Origin of the sequence: Sodalis sp. (in: enterobacteria), from assembly GCF_036327475.1 — a bacterium.
Taxonomy (GTDB): Bacteria; Pseudomonadota; Gammaproteobacteria; order Enterobacterales; family Enterobacteriaceae.
Genome location: NZ_CP132913.1, coordinates 453,638 through 469,582, shown reverse-complemented (window position 1 = coordinate 469,582; position 15,945 = coordinate 453,638). Strand labels below are relative to the sequence as shown.

The 15,945-nt window shown below is 54.8% G+C and carries 16 protein-coding genes and 3 pseudogenes; 7 read left to right on the top strand and 12 right to left on the bottom strand.

The features are described from left to right. The first annotated feature begins 434 nt into the window (after positions 1-434). The gene (locus GPOALKHO_RS02525) at positions 435-608 is read left to right on the top strand and encodes a hypothetical protein (protein WP_406702837.1); all 174 of its coding nucleotides are present in this window, start codon (positions 435-437) and stop codon (positions 606-608) included. Positions 609-1,035: 427 nt separating this feature from the next. Then, complete coding sequence (locus GPOALKHO_RS02520) at positions 1,036-1,200, top strand: hypothetical protein (RefSeq protein WP_406702836.1); 165 nt, start codon at positions 1,036-1,038, stop codon at positions 1,198-1,200. 70 nt (positions 1,201-1,270) lie between these two features. Here the strand turns inward: GPOALKHO_RS02520 and fabI are convergent, their stop codons facing one another. Further along, positions 1,271-2,059, bottom strand: coding sequence for an enoyl-ACP reductase FabI (gene fabI / locus GPOALKHO_RS02515; protein ID WP_406702834.1), 789 nt, complete (start codon positions 2,057-2,059; stop codon positions 1,271-1,273). A gap of 238 nt (positions 2,060-2,297) precedes the next feature. On the opposite strand from fabI, the gene GPOALKHO_RS02510 reads away from it, so the two are divergent. From GPOALKHO_RS02510 to GPOALKHO_RS02495, 4 genes are all read left to right on the top strand, one after another. After that, positions 2,298-2,567: a hypothetical protein gene (locus GPOALKHO_RS02510; protein ID WP_406702833.1), complete on the top strand. Its 270-nt coding sequence runs from the start codon at positions 2,298-2,300 to the stop codon at positions 2,565-2,567. Positions 2,568-2,747: 180 nt separating this feature from the next. Beyond that, on the top strand, positions 2,748-2,996 hold the full coding sequence (locus GPOALKHO_RS02505) for a hypothetical protein (protein ID WP_406702831.1): 249 nt from the start codon (positions 2,748-2,750) through the stop codon (positions 2,994-2,996). Between the two features lie 464 nt (positions 2,997-3,460). After that, a complete protein-coding gene (locus GPOALKHO_RS02500; RefSeq protein WP_406702830.1) occupies positions 3,461-3,787 on the top strand; it encodes a hypothetical protein in 327 nt (108 codons plus the stop codon). A gap of 38 nt (positions 3,788-3,825) precedes the next feature. Then, positions 3,826-5,760 carry an exoribonuclease II gene (locus tag GPOALKHO_RS02495; protein ID WP_406702829.1) on the top strand — a complete coding sequence of 645 codons (1,935 nt, stop codon included), beginning with the start codon at positions 3,826-3,828 and terminating at the stop codon, positions 5,758-5,760. A gap of 234 nt (positions 5,761-5,994) precedes the next feature. On the opposite strand, the pseudogene GPOALKHO_RS02490 reads toward GPOALKHO_RS02495, so the two are convergent. The 6 genes and pseudogenes from GPOALKHO_RS02490 to pgpB all read right to left on the bottom strand — a co-directional run. Then, positions 5,995-6,340 (bottom strand): annotated as a pseudogene (locus GPOALKHO_RS02490) (2-keto-3-deoxygluconate permease); the annotation flags it as partial. A gap of 49 nt (positions 6,341-6,389) precedes the next feature. Further along, positions 6,390-6,581 (bottom strand): class II aldolase/adducin family protein, encoded by a 192-nt coding sequence (locus GPOALKHO_RS02485; protein WP_406702828.1) that lies wholly within the window; start codon positions 6,579-6,581, stop codon positions 6,390-6,392. A gap of 706 nt (positions 6,582-7,287) precedes the next feature. Beyond that, complete coding sequence (locus GPOALKHO_RS02480) at positions 7,288-7,458, bottom strand: hypothetical protein (protein ID WP_406702827.1); 171 nt, start codon at positions 7,456-7,458, stop codon at positions 7,288-7,290. 288 nt (positions 7,459-7,746) lie between these two features. Beyond that, positions 7,747-8,916, bottom strand: a complete 1,170-nt coding sequence (gene lapB / locus GPOALKHO_RS02475; protein ID WP_406703343.1) for a lipopolysaccharide assembly protein LapB — start codon at positions 8,914-8,916, stop codon at positions 7,747-7,749. Then, positions 8,916-9,240, bottom strand: a pseudogene (locus GPOALKHO_RS02470) (LapA family protein). Before GPOALKHO_RS02470 ends, lapB begins: the two are co-directional and overlap by 1 nt. A 231-nt stretch (positions 9,241-9,471) precedes the next feature. Next, positions 9,472-10,230 (bottom strand): phosphatidylglycerophosphatase B, encoded by a 759-nt coding sequence (gene pgpB / locus GPOALKHO_RS02465; RefSeq protein WP_406702826.1) that lies wholly within the window; start codon positions 10,228-10,230, stop codon positions 9,472-9,474. 259 nt (positions 10,231-10,489) lie between these two features. On the opposite strand from pgpB, the gene ribA reads away from it, so the two are divergent. Continuing rightward, on the top strand, positions 10,490-11,089 hold the full coding sequence (gene ribA / locus GPOALKHO_RS02460; protein ID WP_406702825.1) for a GTP cyclohydrolase II: 600 nt from the start codon (positions 10,490-10,492) through the stop codon (positions 11,087-11,089). 1,345 nt (positions 11,090-12,434) lie between these two features. On the opposite strand, the gene GPOALKHO_RS02455 is transcribed toward ribA, so the two are convergent. From GPOALKHO_RS02455 to cysB, 5 genes and pseudogenes are all read right to left on the bottom strand, one after another. Further along, positions 12,435-12,680 (bottom strand): hypothetical protein, encoded by a 246-nt coding sequence (locus GPOALKHO_RS02455; protein WP_406702824.1) that lies wholly within the window; start codon positions 12,678-12,680, stop codon positions 12,435-12,437. A 254-nt stretch (positions 12,681-12,934) separates the two neighbouring features. Then, positions 12,935-13,141: a hypothetical protein gene (locus GPOALKHO_RS02450; RefSeq protein ID WP_406702823.1), complete on the bottom strand. Its 207-nt coding sequence runs from the start codon at positions 13,139-13,141 to the stop codon at positions 12,935-12,937. Further along, the gene (locus tag GPOALKHO_RS02445) at positions 13,141-13,311 is read right to left on the bottom strand and encodes a hypothetical protein (protein WP_406702822.1); all 171 of its coding nucleotides are present in this window, start codon (positions 13,309-13,311) and stop codon (positions 13,141-13,143) included. The genes GPOALKHO_RS02450 and GPOALKHO_RS02445 overlap by 1 nt, the downstream gene beginning before the upstream one ends. 44 nt (positions 13,312-13,355) lie before the next feature. Next, positions 13,356-14,458: pseudogene (locus tag GPOALKHO_RS02440) on the bottom strand (aconitase family protein). A gap of 468 nt (positions 14,459-14,926) precedes the next feature. After that, complete coding sequence (gene cysB, locus GPOALKHO_RS02435; protein WP_406703341.1) at positions 14,927-15,901, bottom strand: HTH-type transcriptional regulator CysB; 975 nt, start codon at positions 15,899-15,901, stop codon at positions 14,927-14,929. Between the last annotated feature and the right edge of the window lie 44 nt (positions 15,902-15,945).

Here is a 15,945-nt window from a genome sequence, read left to right as displayed (position 1 = left end):
TACTCGGCCGTGGATTGCACCTTGATGCTTACAGGCGCTAGCGGCGTCAAACGTGTCAGCAGCAACGATGTGCAGGTTATCCATGGACCGCGGGTAGAGAAAATCACCCATGACGTTAAACGGTCTCGGGGCGTAATCCCTTAGATAGCACGTGATTATAGGCATGTGGTTACGTGGGCGTAGCAACGCGGAGCGACAGTGGTCCTTTGCTCAGATGAGCGCGGCACTTTGCCCGTAGACGGCAAGCAAGGGCAGCCCGTTGATACTACCCAAATCGCGACGCCAGTCGCGTTGTGCGTGCTATTGCACCGTGGGGTTTGCGCAGATCCCCTACGCGGAGATAGTGTACTGTTTATTATGCCCGGCTACCGATCACATAGTTGGATATCAACCAACTGATTTACTTGTGCAACCTGGAACATGAGCTTTCTGGCATGCCGCAGACTCCCGCTTTGTCAGAAGCCGGCCCTGTCAATGCGGCTGAAAACCTAGAACGCGAGCTCAGAATGGCGCTTATCCACCGCGGCAACAGTTTTCATGGCTTGACCGCTGATGGCGAACGGGTATTGGTCGAGCACGGGAGATTATTCGGTCTATCAGTGGATTAACTTGAAGTTGCATCCCTTAAACATAGCGTGGATGGCACGCTGCGCATCGGTATCGTGTCGCAATGCGGCGTCTCGCTACCGCAGTTGTTGCAGCAGAGGTGCTCAGCGCCGATCAACTGTTGGAGACGCCAATCATAGCGTCCCAGACGGCACCCATCGTGAATCGCGGCGCAGAACTTATTTCACCTGGCGTATTTCCCCGCCTTGACACCGACGGCGCCGTTAATCTTAGCGCAGGTGGCCGAACTTCCGCTGCGTCTGGTCGATTTAGATGAAAATTTAGCCATGCGGTTGTTCTATAGAGTGCCTCTGTTTTCCAACTGCTGCAAGGGGTGTTTACCAGTTTAGGTTGCGACATTGTTCCGATTGGCCATTTTTGCCGGCCATAACGTCGGCATTAACCACCATCCCGCTTGCTTTGTCGGCAATGAAGCAGCAAACGGCGATCGCCGCTACCGGGCGGGAGATTCTGCTAGCGCATACGATGTTCGATTTCGTGCGCGCCTGGCTGGCGCAGCAAGGTGTGGGCAGTGCGGGTGCCTGGTCTGAATTAAGTCGCGATGACGCCAAACCGAGCGGGAGAGGCAAGTAGCGAGCACTTAACCAGCCTCGTGAAATGTCTGGTAAAGGAGAGGGGGCAAACGTTTGTCCACCCGAGGCGATCAACCCAGGTCGAGTTTGTTCATAGCGACAATATTAAAGCCGCCATCTACGTGCAGCACCTCGCCGGTGATACCCGCCGACAAATCGGAGCACAAGAACGCGGCGGCATTGCCGATGTCTTCAATGGTCACCACGCGGCAGATAGGTGTTGCCGACTCGCAATGGGACAGCATCTTTTTGAAATTCTTGATACCGGACGCGGCCAGCGTGCGGATAGGACCAGCGGAAATGGCGTTCACCCGCACACCTTGTGGCCCCATGGCGTTGGCCATATAACGAGTATTAGCCTCCAGGGAGGCTTTGGCCAGGCCCATAACATTATAGTTGGGGATAGCGCGTTCCGCGCCCAGATAGGTCAACGTCACCAGCGCGGCGTTGGGATTAAGCATTGACCGACAGGCTTTCGCCATGGCGACGAAGCTGTAGGCGCTGATATTGTGCGCAATGGCGAAACCTTCGCGAGTTACGGCGTTGACATAATCGCCGTCCAATTGATCGCTGGGGGCATAAGCGATGGCATGCACGAAACCGTCAAACGTCGGCCACACGTCGGCCAGATAAGTGAACAACGCTTCAATATTGGCATCTTCCGCCACATCGCACGGCAGCACGATGCTGGAATTGAAATCGGCGGCAAACCCTTCCACCCGTAATTTCAATTTGTCATTTTGGTAAGTAAAGGCCAGCTCCGCACCCTCACGGCGCATAGCCTGAGCGATACCGTATGCAATTGAACGATTGCTGGCAACGCCAGTTACCAGAATGCGCTTACCGGCAAGAAAACCCATAGTATTGATCCTTGTGATCATTATTTCATGTGATCGCGTGCCAAACGGTGAACCCGTGCAGCACGCTCGTGATAAACTGGGCGAAGTGTAGCATGAATCTTTCGCCGGAGTGTAGGGCGTGTGCGGCGTGGACTGCGTGCTTAAAACGCGGTGCCGTCGCACCGCTGAGCATCGGCGGTGCGATTAAACTTTTAACAAAATTTGACACCCAAGAAGTTATTTTCTGCGAAATCTTAAGATGAAACTTAAACCTGCGATAAAACCTTACGACGGCGCTGCGGGCGATTGGGAAGCCCTGGAATCCACCGCCTGCTATGCGCTGGACAGCAAACAAACCTTTAAAAACATCCGCAATCTGCTGCACATAAATTATGAGAAGCCGCGTGTAAGGCGGTGCATACGCCCTCTCGCACGCCATACCGTCAGCCAGTTCTTCAGCAGAGCGATTATTTCTGGGATGTCAGGGATGGCTGACGGAGCCGCTGCGCTGCAGCGCCGAGAGCGATAAGTAACCGTCCATTCGTTGGGATGACGCTTTCACCCTTATCGTCAACTATCTGCAGGATCTGGCGCACCTCAATCAGTTGGAGCTCTACACCTCCGACCGCATCAGCAATGGGGCCACCTATCTCTATATAACTGTTCGGCCACATGTTTGCACCAATAATTTCCCCGACTGTTTCAACGTGTGCCATGGGGCACAAGCAGCAGCCTGAAGCAAAGCACCAGCATCGGTAAAGGCACCGTTCGCCTTGACGATTTCGAGCTGGCTGACGCGATATTCGTTTTTGGTCAGAATCCTCGCACTACCCCACGCATGTTGCACAGCCTGCATCATGCCGCCGACTACGGTGTAGAGGATTATCTGGCCGCGATAGCCGCGACCTTTTGGCAGCAGATAGCAGGCCTTCGCGCGCAGATTTACGCGAAGTTGTAGAGATTTACCGCGACGCCAAGCGCGTCATTTGCACCTGGACGATGGGGATTACTCAGACAAGCACTCTGTGGCAATGGTGCACAAAATCGTCCATACGCCACGTGCATATCGGTACCAAACGCAACCGTAGCCATCTGGTCCCCGGCCACGACGCGTTGATTCTTCCGATGCTCGGCTGCACTGATCGCGATATGCAGGCCAGCGGCGACAGTGCATCACCGTATTGATCTGATCCGCGATCACATTGCCATCATCCCAGTCGGTCTTTACCGATTTTAACCGCGCTGAGCCGCGTTTACCACACTGACCGCAAGATCCAATTCAGTGCTGCCGCGCCATGCCACATTGCTCATTATACTATGCTTGTCGGGTGAGCGCGCGCCGTTCCGTTGCAAATCCTGTGCTCCTACGATCAGCACAATACCACTCCACTATTACGGACTGGACGACCGCTATCGCGGCGTTTGCGGTCAGCGCATCCGCAGGATTTGGCGAAGCTGGGTCTGAAAGAAGGGGATTGGGTCGATATCGACACCATGTGGCATGACGGTGTACACCGTGAAGTAATTGGATTCAAAGCGATCAGCTACGCTATCCCGCACGGCAATATGGCGATCCTATTATCCAAAACCAACCTACTGGTGACGCTGTCAAGCTTCGGCAATGGAACCTTCGCGTCGGCCTCTAAATCGTTGCCGGGCAAACTAACGCCAAGGGTGACGCCGGTCACTCAGCGCATCCTGTTATCGACAGGCTTGCCGCCGCAGACCGAATCGCGTAAAACTATCTGACGCAATCCGGCCCACTTTACTACAATTTCCCGGACATTATGTTTCAAGATAATCCACTGCTTGCTCAACTAAAACAGCAATTGCATTCTCAGATACCACGTGTCGAAGGTGTGGTAAAAAGCACAGAGAGGGGGTTCGGCTTCCTCGAAGTTGACGCCCAGAAAAGCTATTTCATTCCGCCCCCCTTTATGAAAAAAGTGATGCACGGCGATAAAATCACCGCCGCGATCCGCACGGAGAAAGATCGAGAGATTGCGGAACCAGAAGCGCTTATCGAGCCGTTTTTGACGCGTTTTGTGGGGCGGGTTCAGGTAAATGACGAGCGTATGACCGTCGTGCCGGATCACCCACTGATTAAAGAGGTTATTTTGACGCGACTGCAGCGCGGCGTCAGCCAGACCTTTCAAACCGGCGATTGGGCGGTCGCGGAAATGCGGCGCCACCCGCTGAAAGGCGATCGCCAGTTTTACGCGGAAATCACCGCGCTGGTCGCCACCGCCGACGATCATTTTGCGCCGTGGTGGGTTACTCTCGCTCGCCACAATCTTGAGTGTGCTGCGCCGGAAATGCTGGAAGGGCTTGCCATGCAGCAAGAGGGGCCGGCGCGCGATGATCTCACTGCGCTGGATTTTATCACAATCGATAATGTCAGCACCGAAGATATGGACGACGCTATTCATCTTGCCAGCGCGCCAGACGGTGCCTGGGTCATGACCGTCGCCATCGCTGATCCAACCGCATGGGTACCGGCCGGCAGCCCGCTGGACCGTATCGCCCGTGAGCGCGCCTTCACCAATTACCTGCCTGGCTTCAATATTCCTATGCTACCGCGCGCGCTATCCGACGATCTCTGTTCGTTGCGCGCCCACGAACGGCGTCCAGCATTGGCTTGCCGCGTTACGGTACATCATGACGGCACCCTGGCCGATGACGCGCGTTTCTTTACCGCTTGGGTAGAATCCAAGGCCAAACTGGCCTATGAACATGTTTCCGACTGGCTGGAAAATGCCGGCGCGTGGAAACCGGAAAACGACGCTATCGCCAACCAGTTGCGTCTGCTGCACGACGTTTGCCATGCCCGCAGCGCCTGGCGTCAGCATCACGCGCTGGTGTTCCGAGATCGCCCCGATTATCGCTTCGTGCTCGATGAGAAAGGCAATGTGGACGACATCGTCGTCGAGCCGCGCCGCATCGCAAACCGCATGATTGAGGAGGCGATGATCGCCGCCAACGTCTGTGCCGCTCGCGTATTGCGCGATGGTTTAGGCTACGGGCTGTATAATGTGCATTATGGTTTCGATCCGTTGCTTGTGGATCAGGCGGTAGCCATCCTGCGCGCACATCATATCGACGTGGAGCCTGCCGAGCTTTTGACTCTGGAAGGATTTTGCGCTCTGCGTCGGCGGCTAGATGCCCTGCCCACCACCTATTTAAACAGCCGTATCCGTCGTTTCCAAACCTTCGCTGAAGTCAGCACCGCGCCTGGCCCGCACTTCGGGTTGGGTCTGGATGTCTACGCGACCTGGACCTCGCCTATCCGTAAATATGGCGATATGCTCAATCACCGTTTATTGAAAGCGCTGATTGGCGTCGGCGACGCCGAACGGCCGGGTAAAGAAGTGACGATCCGCCTCGCCGAACGGCGTCGGCAAAACCGCATGGCGGAGCGAGACGTGGGAGATTGGCTTTACGCCCGTTTCTTGCAGCCGAAAGCTGGCAGCAACAGTCGCTTTGCTGCGGAGATAATCGATATTTCGCGCGGCGGTATGCGGGTGCGTCTGCTGGCTAACGGCGCGGTAGCGTTCATCCCCGCCTCCTTTATTCACAGCGTGCGCGATGAACTGGTCTGTAGCCAGGATACCGGCACCGTGCAGGTGAAAGGCGAGGAGCGCTATCGTCAGGGCGATACCCTAGATGTTACTCTCTCCGAAGTCAGAATGGAAAACCGCTCGGTCATTGCCCGCCCGGTCTGAATCACCCGCAGGCACCGCGCCGGCGGCTCTCCTTAACGCACCACACAGGTGGTGCGTTTGTTTTTCTCTAGACCCTGTGGCAGAGGGAGAGGATAAACGCGTGCCCGCACGACATCCGCAGACGCACCTACCGCGGCTCGTTCAAGGAACCATTCGGTCGGCGCCGACCGCCACGCAATTCATCCCATGATTATCGTCCGCCGTGGCCGGCAGATCCCGCTTGACGTCGCGGGAGTAAGGCGAGGTAATGACCGGCACCAGAATCGAGGCGACCATCACCGAGGTTGACACCCGCGCCAGCGTCGACAGCCTAGCAAAAGACGACCCCACGTCGTTGGCGGGTAAAAGCCACGAAGCGATCGCTGCCATCAACCAGGCCTCCGCGATTTTGATCACCTACCGGATTTGCACAACACGGTTACTGGTAGCGCTCAGCTTGATGGATGCGCCCATGCAAAACCAGATAGACAGAATCGGCACGGTATCGGTGATAAGGCCATTGGTAAATGAGCTGAAGTAGCCGCCGGCACCCGCGCAAAGTGTAACATAGCGCGCCGATGAACAGCGGAACAAGCATCATACCGTCCGCGATTTTATCGATTCGATGTGGTACCACAGACGGGAAGATCTCACACCGCCAGCGCCAAGATGGTGTGCTGGAAGAAGTGGGTGTGGATGAGCCACCCAACGCACTCGAACGCCAAATAGATGGCTCGGTGGATATCGCTGTCGGATGAAGGTTTGCTCCGGCCTTCCGCCCACCGGGCGCTTACCAACCCTACCACGACCATGCTCTCAAGGGTCATGTTATAGTTGACCATTGAGATTTGATCGCCATCAGACAGATTGAGCAGTCTACCGCGTTGATATTACTCTAGGTAAAGGTGACAGGCTGATGCTACGGCATCGCCAAATTCGCCTCCAACTACCTGTTGTTTCAGGCTGTTTAGCATGGCGTTCCCTCATATCCCAGGATATGGCTATTGTCCAGTACGCTGCGTCGGTCCAATATGGGTAAATCGGCTGAAGATCGGGCATGGATCTGCTACAGAACCGTCGGGAAACGTATCAGCCTGGAAGCAAGAGCAATATTTCGGATTATGTAACTCAGGAGAAATGGGTGATATATTAAAATATACTTTTTATTAAACTATGACCAAGCTAAACGTTAATGATAAATCTAAATTATTTCAAGGTAACTCAATATAACACCGTACCATGGAGAACGTGATGATGAGCTCAATCTCTAAACGCATTGCCGCCGCTATCAGTAGGATTACTATCAGGTCGATTAATAGTCGTTAACCAGCCAGCCTGCATTCATCGCCACCTGTCGCGCTTGAGATAGCGCATTAGGTGGACGCACCTGTTTAGCCGTCCGCCAGTTTGACCTGCAAGCCGCGCGCCGCATCTCTTTTCAGCTCGCTGGTCAGCATTTGCAGCGCGGCATCGTTCCAACCAGGCCGCTATCAAACAACGCCTTTGCCTTTTCAGCCGCCGGTCTGCTGGCGCTGCAACCGCGCGACGCTAACCCCGACGAACGCCTATCGGGGTGTCGGCTTTGATGCGCGCACCGTCGGTGGAATACATCAGTCGGTTTTTATTTTCCATGGGCCGCTCCGACATGCAATCCTGGAGGGCGGTCGCCAAAGCGGCAGAGAGATCAGCCGCTTGGGTAATCGGACGCCCGATCACCATATACCCCTGCCTACTGCGACATCATCACCCCGTGCTCGATCCCCGGCGTCACCAGGGAAGGACACGCCGTAATCGATTTTCAGCTGCGCGGCTGGCCGCGCCGTCCGAGCTGCATTTTGGCCGGTACAGCCAGTCGCATGGCGTGATCGGAGGCTCTGCTTGTCTATCCCTTCCGGATCATCATGCTACTGGTAAGTACCATGACGGCCATAGGTAGGGGCGTCAGCCAAACCGGGAGCGGCGGTAGGCTCGCCCACCGCCAGTGGTGGTGGGCGCCCCGCGAGGCGGTTACTGGCCGTCCAAGCCGCGTATTGGCTTAACCGACGCCCAGGATTTACACGACGGGCAGTGCCAGTACAGGCTGTGGGAGGTGAACCCGCATTTTTGACATCGGTAACGGGGTTTTGTGTGGATCTGTTCGCCGACCATATCCCGCAGCGTCTGCAAACTCTCCTTGGCGCGACCGTCCTCCGCCTCGCTGAGGTGGAAATTCATCAGGCGGTGAAACATACGCATCGTTGGATGCTGGCGCAATTGCTGATTGATATAGCCCTGCGCCGCTTCCTGGCCTTGTTCACACTCAATAATATCGATCAACAACAGCTCCGCCGACGAGCCGGTATCCTCTTCTACGCAGCGTTTGAGAAAATCCGCCCAGGCACCTGGCTGTCCCAACGCCTGATAACAATCTTGCAGCATCGGCAGCGTTTCGCTGACCATTTCTCGATCCTGATCCAGCACCCGCGTCAATTCGACGACCGCGCCGGCGTAATCTTGCTGCGCTATATAAATTCTGGCGCGCATGATGGACACCCGTGCGCTATTTTTATCCACCGCTGCCCCTTTTTTCAATAGCGCGATGGCGCGATTCATATCGCCGCTGCTCATAGCCTGGAGCGCCAGCTCGCAGTAGAAGTGGGCGATCTCTTCCCGGCACTGCTCTTTACCGAGCTTCACCAACTTTTCTGCAGCGTCTATCGCTTTCGGCCATTCGCTAGTCGCCTGGTGGATCTGCAATAGCAGGCTTAAAGCGCCAACCCGAAAATCCTCTTCGTTCACCAGTTGGCTAAACATGTCTTCAGCACGATCGTAAAAGCCGGCAGCCATGTAGTCACGACCAAGCTGCTGAATCGCCAACAGCCTCTGCTCAAAGGTTAACGAGGTACTTTCCATCAGCGCTTGGTGGATGCGAATGGCGCGATCGACTTCGCCGCAAGAACGGAATAAGTTCCCCAACGTCATATGCGCCTCAACAGCGTTGCTGTCCTCTTTCAACATATTGCGAAACAGGTCAATTGCCCTATCCTGCTGATTAGAAATGAGAAAATTCACACCAGCCACATACTCCATGGAAAGACGGTTCGCTTCCTGCTGTTTATCCTGCTGTGCGCTCCTGCGCCCCATACACCACCCATAGGCGGCAGCCACGGGCAGCAACAGAAACAGCAGTTCTAACATCATGCGTTATTCCTTAGACGCAACGCCGGGGTACTGGCGGGGACGGTTGGAACCGTCCCCGCCGGCGCAAGCTGCTGTTCGAGCCTTTGATTTGCGCTCAACTCGCATTAGGGCGGCAACGTGCATGCGCAGCCAAAACAGGCCGCAAACGACCCAGTCGATGACAAAACTGGCGGCAAACAGTGAAATGAGCATGGTTGACATCCGGAATTGACTCTGAGCCAGCAGATAGTTGCAGGTCACTACTTGATCGTTGTGCGCGCCAAAGGCAACGGAAACGATAAAAATCACCAGCACCAACAAAATTATCAGAACATATTTCACATGATTGCCTGCAAGCCGTGTTAGTCGTATGTTCGGACACTTAGCCCATCTGACACGGTTAAATTACTATTTCCATGATAATGAAGGAAATTTCACCCCGCGCTAGGCAACGCTTCTCGCAGCGATAATAAACGTACACGCCGAATAACTACTATATGGCCGACGAAGAGAAAACCCAACCGCTGGCGGTGCTTTTCTCTTTGCAGACTAAGGACAGCCCCGCCTACGGTGTCATTCACTGCGCGAACGAATATCCGGCGTTTCTTCCGGTATAGTGGTCAGTGCGCCGAGCGAACGCTGCACCAGCCAACACGCCAGAGTAATGAGCAGCCAACCGACGGTGATACCCATCACCACATCCCGCGGCCAGTGCATACCGAGTGCCATTCGACTAACCATCACGCTGCTGGCCCACGCCATCAGTACCACCGTGGATACCCGGTGCCGACGTGGCCAAAGCAAACCCACAGCCAGCAGCGCCCAGCTGGCAGCGAAAACTGTATGACCAGAGGGAAAGGAAAAGCTGGTTTCAGTGCGCCAATGACGTTGTAGCCACGGCGGAATTAGTTGCTGTTGTTGCAGCTCCCGCGCCAACGCCGCGGCGCGCGCCTTGCGCGGCATCGCGTAAAACGCCCGGTCGTTGAGCGCATGATGTTTATCAAGCCAGACCACGTAGGGCCTGGGCTCCTGCACTCGTTCTTTGATAAGCGACTTCATACCCTGACCGATGAGCAACGTAGCGGACAAGATCACCGCCAGCCACAGCGCTGGTCTCAGGCGATAGCGCAGGCACCAGAAAAACCAGCTTATCAGTAATGCGCTGGTCAGTATGCCCCAAGGCGAGGTGGCGGTTCGCGTCAGCCAATACCACCCTTTGAGCCAGCGGTAATCGCTTTCCGGGCGCCATTGCCAGTCGCTGACCCAGAGGAGTAGCGGTATAATCATCAGCAGCAGCGCGCACGCGCCGGTACGTTTTGCAATTGCGGCCATTGAATTTCCTTTTTACCGTTCGCCATTCGAGTGCGCGACGACCGCAGGCAATCTTAACAGAAAGTGCCACAAACAATGGCTAACAGCGTGCTGGTTGCACAATTTATCGCCAATTAACCGCAACAAATCCCGTCATAGGGTGAATTTATGGCAAAATAGCCTCAGAGGATTCTGAACGGCGCTCACCCCTTCGCGGAGGCTGCTCAAACACCGCGGCAAGCGGTAGGAAGCGCGTCATTATTGGGTTTTGGAGAGCAACATGCAGCTTAAACGCGTGGCAGAGGCCAAACTGCCGACACCCTGGGGAGATTTCCTGATGGTCGGCTTCGAGGAAATCGCCACCGGGCACGACCATCTGGCTCTAGTATATGGCGACATTACCGGTCCGGCACCGGTGTTATCGCGGGTCCATTCCGAGTGCCTTACCGGCGACGCCCTATTCAGCCTGCGCTGCGATTGCGGTTTCCAACTGGAGGCGGCGCTCAGCCATATCGCCGAGAAGGGACGTGGCATTTTGCTCTACCACCGTCAAGAAGGCCGTAATATCGGCCTATTGAACAAAATTCGCGCCTATGCCCTTCAGGATCTGGGAGCCGACACGGTTGAAGCCAATCATCAGCTCGGCTTTGCTGCCGACGAGCGGGATTTCACTCTGTGCTCCGACATGTTCAAATTGCTGGGGGTGGAAAGAGTGAGGTTGTTAACCAACAACCCTAAAAAGATTGAGATTCTGACCGAGGCGGGCATTAACATCAGCGAACGCGTGCCGCTTATCGTTGGACGCAATCCGAAAAATACCCGCTATCTGGATACCAAGGCCGCCAAAATGGGCCATTTGCTCAACGGCCCCGCCGAGTAGGCGGCACTCGCGGTAGCAATGGCCGGCCTCGGTAGGCGGCGCGCGGCGGAGTGCAAACAGCAAGAGCGGTTGTAGATTGCCTCAGATACGTGCCACCTGTGAGTGACAGACCGGTGTTGCCCGTTGTCCTTCTTTTAAACGCCAGCCTCCTTCTCGCCATAACGTCGCCGGGGCAACCAGGCATCGCCATTACAGGAATTTAGACATCAACATATGCGGCTGTACAGCGCTATAGTTGTTTCAAGCTGCAATTGATGGCAGAGATCCGCTACCGCTAGCCTTTCGAGACGAGCGATAAGTTGCCCTCCCAGTCACAGCCGGTAACAAAACCGGCGGTATCATGAGCAATAACACAGCGGATCTTTCTTCGTCAACGATGGAAAAGTCCAGGCAATAATCGCTTTCGGTTGGGTAAAGCTGGCTCTGAAACGGATCCAGGTAACTGACCAGTCCGCTGTGCTATAATTTTGACTGCGGTGATGTGAAACATGCATTATGGCTTAGCCCGCTATTGTGCTTCCCCGGTGGTGAACAGCGTGATGATACACTCACCACGTTGCTGTAAAATGCTATCTTGTCATGTGAAAACAGCCCAGTGCTCATGGCCGCCATCACGGTTGTCTAGTCATCATCAGCCGTTGGCGTTCCCTGGTGGAGACCAACTGCCAGTATTCATCTTCGCCACGCAGCCAATTAAGAGGCACCCAGTGCGGTGTAGCCACTGTCCGAGCAAATCGTCTGGTAACGCGGCATGGTACTGTTCTCTCCCGTCTGTAGCGGCGTAAAATCAGCGCTGAGAATAGCCGGCGCTCCATTTTCCCCACCAGCGTGGCCTATTGTTTCTGTGCGGTTAAACAAGGTCAACAAAACGGGTAATTTCACAGAAATCAGAACGCAGAATCTGCTCTAGTCAATCTTATCACGCCGTCTAGCGCCGTGTAGGCTGCATTCCCGTTTTTCAGATGCTCAAGGCTCATCATTCCTTCCTCGCTCAACGCCGTATGCCATATTAGGTGTTTCCCTCTTTACGCCACGTTCATGCTTGTCGGAGTTGTATCGCAGCGGATAGACGTTTACGCGCCAGAACGGCGGCGGGCCGTCGGTGTGAACACTATCCTGCTGCAGCATCCCTACGGTGCCGGCCGCTTTATAGGCTGGGTCTGCTAGCGGTTTGTAAGCATGTTGCGGATTACATAGTGCAGGATACTGTCATGACGGTAGTGGATCAGCTCATTACCGGTATCGACAGTATGTCGACGGTCGTCAGGCCAGGAAAAGGTCACCGGTACCTCGCAGCCCGGTTTAAGTGCCGCCGGATCGGAAATATCGACCCTTTCATCGCTGCTCAGGCCAAGCGTCTTGCGAGTTTCGCCGTGGGGAACTCCAGCGGCAAAATCCCCATTCCGATAAAGTCGGAGCGATGGATCCGCTCGAAGCTTTCCGCCATCACTGCTCGAATCCCCAGCAACCGCGGTCCCTTGGCGGCCCAATCGCGGCTAGAGCCTGCACCATATTCCGGAACGATCGCCAATGGAATCTGCTCTGCGGCGTAGCGCGTAGCGGCATCGTAAATCGCCAATACCTCTACCAACGGAATATGTCGGGTGTAACCCCTCGATGTCCGGAACCATTTCGTTACGAATGCGGATATTGGCGAAGGTGCCGCGCATCATCACTTCATGAAACCGTAGGAATTAAAACAGCTGTGCTGAGGCCATGTTGTGCAAATAGCGCCGCTGAGTTATCTACCTTGATATTACCCGCCGGCGATATATAATCGGTGGTCACAGAATTCCCCAACATGGCTAAAATGCGCGCGCCTCGGATATTTTCAATCGGTTTCGGCTAATGTAACATATTCTCAAAAAACGGCATCAGCCGAATATAAATATAAGTGGAATCCGGCTGCCAATTGACCGCAATATTGCACCAATCGCGGTTTTCGGTGAAGACTTCACTGTATTCTTTGTGAAACATGGCATTGTTGACCAGCGCGACCCGTCCGGGCGATCCGAGCTGGGCCAGATGTCGCGTAAATAGACCGGTTGACATTAATCAGCATACTTGTAGGCTACCGCCAGTGGCGTCGGGGCCAGCCAGTTGGTTTTCACTAGCGGGTGGATGCGGCCCTCAAAATTACGGTTACCAGAAAGCACCGCGCCGACGGTCAGATCACCGGCTTTGATTGCGGCCTCGATACTGGATTTCAGCGGGACTGACAATACAGGTGGTACAGCCGTAGCCCACCAAATTGAATCCTAACTGGTTAAGGTAAAGTTAGTCCGGCCGCTTCCAGGTAATCGGTCACCGCCTTGGAGTCGGGCGCCAGAGGAGTTTTTAGCAAGGGTTTGCGGTGCGGCTCTTTGTTTATCACGTTACGCGCCCGTAACCCGGCGGCCATCAGAATATTGGTATTAGAAGTATTGGTACAGGACGTGATAGTAGCGATCACCACCGCGCCCTGATCCAGCCAGTAGGTTTCGCCGTTCAGTTCAAACGGTTGCACGACCGGTTTAACGCGTTTGCCAAACGCCAATTCACTGCTAGTTTTGAATGCCCCGGCACGTCTGGCAGCACCACGCGATCCTGGGGACGCCGAGGGCCGGCCAGGCTGGTCATAGCTTGCCATGTCGAGCTCAAGGGTGCTGGTAAATACCGGTTCGTCACCCGCCAGGCGCCACAGCCCCTACTGTTGCAGTAGGCCTCTACCAGAAAGATCTTCGCTTCGCTGCGCCCGGTCCGCCAGCGGCAATACGTCCAGTCCGTCGCCGTAAAATTCAACGAATTTGCCGACCACGCCATGCTGGCGCAGAATTTGCGTCACGGTCAGCACCAAATCAGTCGCGGTAATGCCTTCTTGAGCTTACCGGTCAATTTAAATCCCACCACGTCGTAATCAGCACGATACCGGCTGACCGAGCATGGCCGCCTCCGCCTCGATCCCGCCGACACCCCACCCCAACACTCCGAGTCCGTTGATCATGGTGGTATGGAAGTCGGTGCCGATCAGCGTATCCGGATAGGCAATCTCTTGCCCATCCTGCTCTTCGTGCCACACGGTTTTGGCAAGATATTCCAGATTAACCTGATGACAGATGCCGTTTCCAGAGGTACCACGCGAAACCGGCTGAAGGCATTTTGCCCCCAGCGCAGGAAGGTGTAGCGCTCCAAATTCCGCGATATTTCCAGATGACTATTTTCCATATACGCCTCCTTGCTGCCGTATGCGTTCACGGTGACAGAATGGTCGATGACTAGATCAGTCGGCAAGAGAGGATTCACTTTGTCTCCATTTCCTCCCAATCGCTTCACCGCCTCACGCATGGCCGCCAGGTCCGCCACCGCCGGCACACCGGTAAAATCCTGCATCAACACACGGGCCGGGCGATAGACGATTTCACCCTCGGCATGGGCGGTTTCAGCAAGCCTGCGACTTTACGAAGGTACGACTCAGTGCGAGACGTCGTCCTGATGACGCAGCAGATTTTCCAGTAGCACTTTCATGGATTTGGGTAGTTTATCGATAGACCCCATTTGACTTGAGGTAATCATTTAAAGATATTACAAACAAACGGCAATGTGTTCATGACACAGAGGGATTATTGCTTCGATAAATAAGCCGTAAGCATTGCCTGATGCCAAGGCAAACGCTGAAAACGGTCTGCGAACACGCCGCCGCGGCAATCGCGGTACCAGTGACATCAGTATCGCCCGGCGCGAAGGGGTAACAGCGTAGACGGCAGCCCTGTGTACAAATGCAAACGGCACATTACCAAACTAGCTGGTAAGCAAAATGACATGAAACCGCGCCTCTCATACCGGAATTAAGAGGCGCGGTTACTTCACAGGTAACTTGATGTCTTTGAACATGGCTTCGATGTCTTCATTGGAACGCAACGCCACCGCCGTATCCACCACATCACGGGTCAAATGTGGTGAAAAAAGATGAATAAAATCATACATATAGCTGCGTATGAACATTCTGCGTCGAAAGCCAATCTTGGCGGTACTCTGGGCGAACAGATCGTCGACGTTGATTTTAACCAGATCCGTATCTGCTTGGGTATTTACTGCCATATTAGCGATAACGCCGACGCCCAATCCCATTCGCACGTAGGTTTTGATCACATCCGCATCGGTAGCGGTGAACACGATACGCGGCGTCAGGCCGGCACGGTTGAAGGCGGTATCCAGCTCGGAACGGCCGGTAAAACCAAAGGTATAGGTCACCAGCGGATATGCCGCCAGTGTGTCAATCGTTAGTGATTTATAACCGGCTAGATGATGATCCGGCAGCACCACGACGGCCCGATTCCAATTATAACAGGGTAGCATTACTAAATCGTCATACAGATGCAGCGCTTCGGTGGCAATGGCGAAATCCGCAACACCCTTTGATACCGCTTCGGCGATTTGTGTCGGTGAACCCTGATGCATATGCAGCGATACCCGCGGATATCGCTCGATAAACCCCTTGATCACGTCCGGCAAAGCGTAACGGGCCTGGGTATGGGTAGTCGCTACATACAGTGATCCTTTATCGGGATAAGTATGCTCCCCCGCCACCGCCTTGATAGCGTCAACCTTGGATAGCACCTCACGCGCGATACGAATGATCGCCTGGCCTGCCGGTGTGACCTGGGTCAGATGCTTGCCACTGCGAGCGAAAATCTGCACGCCGAGTTCATCCTCCAGCATCCGCACCTGCTTACTGATGCCGGGCTGAGAGGTGTAGAGCCCCTCGGCAGTAGAAGAGACATTCAGGTTGTGGTTAACCACTTCTACAATATAACGAAGTTGCTGCAATTTCATTTGCTTGTCCTGACGAATACCATGAACCTGACGCACGGCGAGAG